Source organism: Cupriavidus sp. 01L46 (assembly GCF_056399905.1).
This window is the reverse complement of record NZ_JBFTSF010000329.1, coordinates 1-6,265: the sequence shown is the minus strand read 5'-3', so window position 1 is coordinate 6,265 and position 6,265 is coordinate 1. Positions and strand designations below refer to the sequence as shown.

The window sequence follows — 6,265 nt, the reverse complement described above, 5'->3', positions numbered from 1 at the left end:
CTCGAAACGCTCAAGCGACTCGAATGGGCAGAGCCGCCGCAATGGCCGCCTCAAATCGTGGCCTGCCCACCGATTGCATTCGGCGGGCGACGATCGAAGCAATCGAACATTGCTCGCGGTTGAACGATCCGCTGGCGTGCGTGGCACTGCTGCCGGCGACCACCAAATCGGGTTCGCACCCGATGCCAGCATCGGAGCCGCGCGGCGAAATGGGGTTCGCAACACCTGGCGCCTTGTCGCCTGGCGGGCCAGTTCCTAAATGCCGAAGCTAACCGCCGGCGAGAGCGTGAACGACTCGCGCATGTCGCGCACCTCCTCGATCGGGGTACGGCCAAACAGGCGCTTGAACTCGCGGCTGAACTGGGATGCGCTTTCATAGCCCACGCGTCCCGCCGCCGCCGCTGCCGTCACGCCGTCGCGGATCATCAGCAACCGGGCCTGATGAAGGCGGGTGGACTTGATGTACTGGATCGGGGATGTCTGCGTCACCGTGCGGAAGTTGGCATGAAATGCCGGCACGCTCATGCCCGCTTCCTCGGCAAGGCCCGCGACGTTGAGCGGCTGGGCATAGTCGGCATGAATCCGCTTGAGTGCCCGCGCCACGCGTCCAAAGCGGCCATGATGGGCAAGCGCTGCGCGCATGGCGCTGCCTTGCTCGCCCGTCAGCACGCGATAGCAGATCTCACGCACGATGGCAGGCCCCAGGACCTGCGCGTCCAGCGGTGCCGTCAACGCCTCAAGTAATCGTATCGTGGCGTTGGCAAGGTCCGCGTCAAGCCGCGTGGAGACGATGCCGGTCGGATGCGACTCGGGATGAAGCCCGGCGGCCCCGATCTGCGTGATCAACTCGCTGAGTTCAATCAGGTCCAGGCGAATGGACACTGCGAGCATGGGCTCCTCTGGCGTGGCCTGCGTCTCTGTCGAGAATGGCAGCGGCACAGATAGCACGAGATAGTGCTGCGCATCGTAGACATAGACCCCGTCGCCGAGGAAGCCGAGCTTGCGCCCCTGACAGACAATCACGATGCTTGGCTCATACAGCACTGGCGTACGCCCGAGCGGGCGGTCGGAGCGCATCAGCCGCACGCTGTCGAGCGCCGATTGGGTGTAGCCCTCATTGGGCGCCAGCCGCTCAAGCAGACGGACCATCGGGATGGAAGCAGGATAGCGGACCTTCGACACCGCTTTCTCCTTGTCTTGCGATGGTTGCCATTCTAGCCCCTGGCTCCGTGCCCGTCGTACGGATTGATAGAAATAGGCAAGAACGCCATCGATCCGTGTATTCGCCCCGGCGCCGGCCTTCTCTACCATTCATTCACCGGCCGACGAAACCGTATTCATTTCCTGGCGGCCGCTCCTGGCAAGGGGTCTCGCGCGGCAGTCGCCGCTAGATGCCTCCAAATCCGAACCGACAATAGGAGTATGCAAGATGGCAATTCCATCCACCGAATCGAAGGTCATCCTCATCACCGGGGCCAGCAGTGGCATTGGGGAAGGTGTCGCCCGATTGCTCGCCGCGCAAGGTCACCGCCTCGTCGTGGGTGCGCGACGCACTGACCGGCTGATCGAACTGACCGAATCACTGCAATCGGCTGGCGGCACGGTTCGCTATCGCGCGCTCGACGTCAGCTCGGCGGACGACGTTGCGGCATTTGCGCGCTTCGCGCTCGATGCCTTCGGCCGCATCGACGTACTGATCAATAACGCTGGCGTGATGCCGCTCTCGCCGTTGAATGCGCTGAAGGTGGCTGAGTGGAACCAGATGATCGACGTAAATATCCGCGGCGTGCTGCATGGTATCGCGGCCGTTCTACCGACGATGGAGCAGCAGGGTCAAGGCCAGATCATCAATATCTCGTCGATCGGTGGCTTGTCCGTATCGCCGACCGCAGCCGTCTATTGCGCCACCAAGTTCGCGGTGCGCGCCATTTCCGATGGACTGCGTCAGGAGACGGACAAGATCCGCGTAACCGTCGTCTGCCCGGGTGTCGTGGAGTCCGAACTCGCGGACTCGATCACCGACGACACCGCACGCACGGCGATGCAGGAATTCCGCCGCATCGCCATCACCCCAGGTGCGATTGCCCGTGCCATCGCGTACGCGGTGGAGCAGCCAGCGGATGTGGACGTGAGCGAGATCGTCGTGCGTCCGACAGCCAGCCCCTTCTGAACGCATGGAACGCATGGAACGCATGGAACCCATCGCGCAAGCCTATCAAGGAGAGCATCATGACGTCACGCAATGAAGCAACCGGCGCCTTCGCAGGCAAGGTCGCTATCGTCGGGCGCATTGATCAATAGCCCAACAGGAGCATCATCATGAATCCAGCATCCCGCACCTGGTTTGTCACCGGCGCATCGAAAGGCGTCGGTCAAAAGCTCGTCAGGCACCTGCTAGCACAGGGTCATCGCGTGGCAGCAACGTCCCGTACTGTCGGCTCACTGGCACAGGCGGTCGGTGACGCATCCGACAAACTCCTCCTCCTTGAGGTGGATCTGACCGACGACCATAGCGTCCATAATGCGATCGAGCGCACCGTACAGAGGTTTGGCTCGATCGACGTGATTGTGAACAACGCCGGCTATGCGCAGCAAGGGACCATCGAGGCGCTGTCCGACGAGGAGATTCGCCAGAACTTCGAGGTCAACCTCTTTGCCCCGCTGCTCGTGCTGCGGCACGCCTTGCCGCATCTTCGCGAGCAGCRGGGCGGTCACGTCATCAACATTGCGTCCATTGTCGGCTACCAAGGCGGCTACGCCGGCTGGAGCAGCTACGTGGCGAGCAAGTTCGCGCTGGCCGGCTTGACGGAATCGCTGGCTGCGGAAGTCGCCGAATTCGGCATCCACGCGACGGTGGTCTATCCGGGGCCGGTGCGCACCGACTTTCTGTCAAGCGGCGCGCTGGCGGTAGCCAGGCGCCAGATTGACCAGTACAACACGGCGGCCAGGGCTTCGCTCGACTTGCATCTCGGCACCCTGCATGGCCGCCAGGCCGGAGACCCGGACAAGCTGGCGCTGCTGATCATCCAGGCCGCGAGCGTCGAATCGCCGCCATTGCACCTGTTTGCGGGCAAGATCGCGAACGAGCTCGCGGCAGGCAAGGCCGAGGCGGTGGGGAAGGACCTCGACGCGTGGAAGGGTTCCTCTGAAGCCACCGATTTCATCGAGTAGCCGGAAGAGGTTATCCCGGCATTGTTGCTGGGGTACCCCTTCGCCGCAGGCATCGCCTGAGATCCGCCGGGCCTGCCCCATGAAGTTGGCCCTTCATGCGTCCAACCCTGGGTGGCTGCCTGCAATGGCGCTTCAGCCCTGCATGCACGTCGTCCCAGGCGCCCCTTTGGGTCGAGTCCCACCAGTTTCACGTGGATCTGGCAGGCGCCGCCAGTTTGAGACGTTCGACGTAGTTGCCTGGATCGTCGATAATCGACGGACGAGCGCGAGGGCTTATTTGGAGTGGAACGGCTACAAGCGGCCTGTTAACTGATCCTCGCCTAGATTCGCGTGCCAGAGGGTAGTTACCGTAGCGGGAGATCTTGGTTGAAAATCGTTCTGATGAGGCATGGAAAGCCTCAAATCGACAAGAAAAGCAAACTGAATGCAGCAGAGTTCGGCGTTTGGGTTGAGAAATACAATGCCGTCGGTATCGATACGAAGTACCCACCTCCACAGATCGCAATTGAGCAAGCCGATCAATGCGCATTTACCGTGTGCAGCAACCTGGTGCGCTCGTTGGAGTCTGCGAAACTTCTGGGTGTCAAGCGTATAGGTGTTTGTGACTCCATGTTCCGGGAGATGGAGATGCCCCATGCAGCGTGGCGCATCCCGAAACTCTCGCTACCACTGTGGTCGGTATTTTTTCGGCTTGCCTGGGCATTCGGATATTCAGAAAATGTAGAGCCATTCAAAGCGGCTAGAGAGAGAGCTTTCCGCTGTGCCGAGCATCTGGTCGAGATGGCTTCCACTCACGGTGCTGTGTTGTTTGTTGGGCACGGCTCACTAAACTGGTTCATTGCCAGATATCTCAAAAAAATTGGGTGGCTGTGTTCGGGAAAGTCGCCCAGAAAGTATTGGGAACACACTGTTTTTCACTTCCAACAAGATAACAATGCTGCCCGCTAATCGCTCTCATTGAACGGCCGCTTTCGTGACAAACGTCCGACCGCGGTGGGTTGTACCGGGACAGCCATAGCCTCGCGGCGGTGTCGACCACGACGCCGCCCGGCGGTGGGCAAGTTGCTGGCGATCGCGTTTCGTTGTGCTTCGGCCTGTTCGTAGGCCAGGCGGCGGCGCAGGACACGTTCGTCGGCTCCCGCATGGGCATCTCATCGACTACATGGATGGCATGGTCGAGCCAAGCCTAGCCGCAAGTAGAAGGACCAGCATCAGCAGAACAGCCTCGGCAGACAGGCTAAGCGCGAACGGTTTTCGGGCGGACGCATCGCCCTGTAGCAGGCGGGGTAATGCAATCCAACGGTTCCACGCGCCCAAGGCCGCGGCTAGTCCCACGACAGTCAGTTTGACCGTCAATCGTTGCTCATAGGCGCCGAATGAGACTTGCGCTGCGTCCAGTATTCGCCATACGTTGAATAGGCCACTCACGACAACCAGGGTCAGAGCCAGCGCGGCGACCTGCGACAGCCGTTGCAGGAAGGCCGTCTGCCATAACACATTGGCTTCAGGCCGGCGCAGTAGTATGGCCTGGGAGACCATCACGCACCCTGCCCATGTGCAGCCAGCGGCAATGTGGACAACATGTACGAGTACCGCCGCACTGAAGGTGCCAGCCTCGGCCGCATGACCCGTAGCGGCGCGTGCGCCCACGAACAGCGTCAGGCTGGCAGCCATGGCGCCACGCGGCCAACGCCCCGGCGGTCCCGCCGATTCTCCTGAACTGGCAATACCGGCCGCGATCAAGGCGACGGCGCCGAGCAACCACATGGCGCCGTTATGTGTATGCCGCAGCACGAGCCAGACCGTGGGGAAGAGTTCACCGGCCGGCTCATCCGCCAGCGCCAGCGCAAAAGCCGGCAGGTAAGCCAGGAAGACGCACGCCAATAGCAACAGGCAGCTTCGCATCCAACGCTGCGCCGAGTCGGGAGGCAATGCCGGCGACAGCGACCAGACGCCGAGTGTGGCGGCAAGCACCACCGACACGCCACCGCCTAGCCACCAACTMAAGGCGGTTGCGGGGTCTTCCATTACTCCACCGTGAAGCGATAGCGACCCTTGGTGCGGTGTCCATCGATGGAGACCACGTTCCAATTGACCGTGTAGTTGCCGGGAGCCAGCTTGTCGAGCGGCACGCGCAGCGTTTTTGGGGCGACCGCGTCGAAGGCCGCCTTGTTGGCCGTKACCTGCTTGCCGGCACCATCCGTCACTTCGATCTTGCTGAGTGGGCCTTCCAGAGGCTCGGAGAAATCGAGCCGCACCTCCTGCGGCGCGGCCTGCGTTGAATCGGCCGCGGGCGCTTGCTGCTGGAGATGCGTGTGCGACCATGCGGCAGCGGCGTACAGCAGGGCGATGGCGCCTGCGGTGATCCGGATGGGGGAGAACAAGCGTTGAATCGACATGGGGAATCTCGAAATACAATCTTCAGCCGGTCGATTCTATCGCACGGCCCGCACAAGTAGCCCTCACGGTATGTGCGAAAGCAGACCTAGGACACGAAGCCATCTCATCGCGCCGGTTCACAGCTGACCGCGACGCCCCAAGCGCCGGCGACGGGCGACGTCGTGCTGGCTTCTTAGAAGAGAGTGGCATAGCGTACAGAGTGCGGGGAGATGCGGCGTAAGCTGACTACATGAATGGACAGGGGGCCGTTTGCGATGACATCCGGCGCAAATGCCGATCCGGCGGCAGTGGGTGCGACTCGGTGTCACACCCCGGTCTAGCTGGATCAAGCCCAAAGCGTCCTTTCAGGCGGCGGCTCGCCACTATAATCAGCCACCCATTTTCGCGGCGCAACATGTCCTTCACCCATCGGCTCGTCTTCTGGCTCGCGCTGCTGGGCATGGCGTTGCACTCGCCATGGCCGCCGATGGCCCACGGGCAAGCGGCCGGGGGTATGGTAGATCACTCGATCTGCAGTGCGAGCGGCATACGTGTCGTCTCGGTAGACGATCAAACGTCCCTCGATCAGGACGCCCCTGGCAGTCACCAGAGCCTCGACGATTCCCTCTGCTGCCTGGTCTGCGCGGATCTCGCCAGCACTGTTGCAATGCCGCACGTGCCCTTTGTCTTTCAGCCTTACCTGAGACAACGTGGC

General features: G+C 61.8%; 7 protein-coding genes. 4 read left to right on the top strand and 3 right to left on the bottom strand.

Going from position 1 to position 6,265, the window contains the following annotated elements:
- Positions 1-255 precede the first annotated feature (255 nt).
- A complete protein-coding gene (locus AC1DS3_RS33265) occupies positions 256-1,149 on the bottom strand; it encodes an AraC family transcriptional regulator (protein ID WP_477109429.1) in 894 nt (297 codons plus the stop codon).
- 280 nt (positions 1,150-1,429) lie between these two features.
- On the opposite strand from AC1DS3_RS33265, the gene AC1DS3_RS33260 reads away from it, so the two are divergent.
- From AC1DS3_RS33260 to AC1DS3_RS33250, 3 genes are all read left to right on the top strand, one after another.
- Positions 1,430-2,170, top strand: a complete 741-nt coding sequence (locus AC1DS3_RS33260) for an SDR family oxidoreductase (protein ID WP_441638282.1) — start codon at positions 1,430-1,432, stop codon at positions 2,168-2,170.
- Positions 2,171-2,319: 149 nt separating this feature from the next.
- Positions 2,320-3,171 carry an SDR family oxidoreductase gene (locus AC1DS3_RS33255; protein ID WP_477128831.1) on the top strand — a complete coding sequence of 284 codons (852 nt, stop codon included), beginning with the start codon at positions 2,320-2,322 and terminating at the stop codon, positions 3,169-3,171.
- A 366-nt stretch (positions 3,172-3,537) separates the two neighbouring features.
- The gene (locus AC1DS3_RS33250; RefSeq protein ID WP_441638287.1) at positions 3,538-4,119 is read left to right on the top strand and encodes a histidine phosphatase family protein; all 582 of its coding nucleotides are present in this window, start codon (positions 3,538-3,540) and stop codon (positions 4,117-4,119) included.
- A gap of 210 nt (positions 4,120-4,329) precedes the next feature.
- Here AC1DS3_RS33250 and AC1DS3_RS33245 read toward each other — a convergent pair whose 3' ends face one another.
- Positions 4,330-5,199 carry a copper resistance D family protein gene (locus tag AC1DS3_RS33245; RefSeq protein ID WP_477128830.1) on the bottom strand — a complete coding sequence of 290 codons (870 nt, stop codon included), beginning with the start codon at positions 5,197-5,199 and terminating at the stop codon, positions 4,330-4,332.
- Entirely contained in the window at positions 5,199-5,570 is a 372-nt protein-coding gene (copC, locus tag AC1DS3_RS33240; protein WP_441638291.1) for a copper homeostasis periplasmic binding protein CopC, read from the bottom strand. Before copC ends, AC1DS3_RS33245 begins: the two co-directional genes overlap by 1 nt.
- A 395-nt stretch (positions 5,571-5,965) precedes the next feature.
- Between copC and AC1DS3_RS33235 the strand changes: the two genes are divergently transcribed.
- Positions 5,966-6,265 (top strand): DUF2946 family protein (locus AC1DS3_RS33235; RefSeq protein ID WP_477128829.1); only part of this gene is annotated, 300 nt, incomplete at its 3' end.

What these genes read in the sequence shown, in the direction of transcription:
- AC1DS3_RS33265 (WP_477109429.1), bottom strand. Translation starts at nt 1,149, where the DNA reads ATGGTCCGTCTGCTTGAGCGGCTGGCGCCCAATGAGGGCTACACCCAA.
- AC1DS3_RS33260 (WP_441638282.1), top strand. Translation starts at nt 1,430, where the DNA reads ATGGCAATTCCATCCACCGAATCGAAGGTCATCCTCATCACCGGGGCC.